Source organism: Kurthia sp. Dielmo (genome assembly GCF_000307285.2).
Classification (GTDB): domain Bacteria; phylum Bacillota; class Bacilli; order Bacillales_A; family Planococcaceae; genus Kurthia; species Kurthia populi.
Genome location: NZ_HE578959.1, coordinates 198,075 through 199,091, shown reverse-complemented (window position 1 = coordinate 199,091; position 1,017 = coordinate 198,075). Strand labels below are relative to the sequence as shown.

1 protein-coding gene is annotated in these 1,017 nt (G+C 43.4%); it reads left to right on the top strand.

Annotation, left to right across the window (positions count from 1 at the left end; genetic code table 11):
* Window positions 1-935 (top strand): serine hydrolase (locus KTHG_RS12215; protein ID WP_147633106.1); only part of this gene is annotated, 935 nt, incomplete at its 5' end.
* Between the last annotated feature and the right edge of the window lie 82 nt (window positions 936-1,017).

Here is a 1,017-nt window from a genome sequence, read left to right as displayed (position 1 = left end):
TCCAATTCGAGGATAAAGAATGGGTTCGCGTCAATGAGACACAGCAAATGCCCCTTGCAAGTACGGTAAAATGGCTTGTTGCAATAGAGTTTGCACGTCAAGCTGCGGAAGGCACGATCAATCCGAAAAAAGAAATTCCTGTCACGGCAATGGAGCATTATTACTTACCTCAGCTTGATGGCGGCGCGCATTCCGCCTGGCTATCACAGCTAGAAGGTGTAGTCGTATCATTAGAAGATGTCGCAAAAGGCATGATACGCAATAGCTCGAATGCAAATACAGATTATTTAATCGAGCTTCTTGGCTTAGATAATATTAATGCATGTGCAAAGAAAATGGGACTCACTCACCAAACGGCGTTGTATCCGCTCTCTGCATCGCAGTATTTTCCTTATATGTATATGAAGGCACATCAATTAAAGCCTGAGCAAGGTGCTGAGGTACTGCGTCAAATGGATGCAGCCACATATGAAGCGGGGATTCTAGAAGCCCATGAAACACTAAAGAATACTCAACTCTCTGCTGAACAGCGCAAAGAATTACTGAGTTATTTACCACTCGATGTACAGCGTGTGTGGTCAGATCGCCTACCAAAGGCATCTACAGCAGACTATGTAAAGTTAATGGAGCAATTAAATACCCGTGCTATTTTCAACGATGCTTTTTACGATGTATTAGACCCTATCGTTGATACAGCAAAGGTTAATCCGCGCCGCTATAAACAATACGCTGAAAAAGGTGGCTCTACTGCATGGGTACTGACAATGGCGATGTATGCAACTAAGGTCAATGGCACAACAATGCAATTAGCCTTTTTCGCTAATACGGACTCATTAAAAGAACAACGTAAATTACAACGCACCATTCACCGCTTCATCGGTAAATTCGTTACCGATGCACGCTTCCGTGAGTATGTGCGTGATGAATTGAAATAAAAAGAAGGACACGCTGAGGAACTGACCCACGAAAGTGAGACAAAGAAAAAGACACATTCTTTCAGCTGAATTTGACGGACGC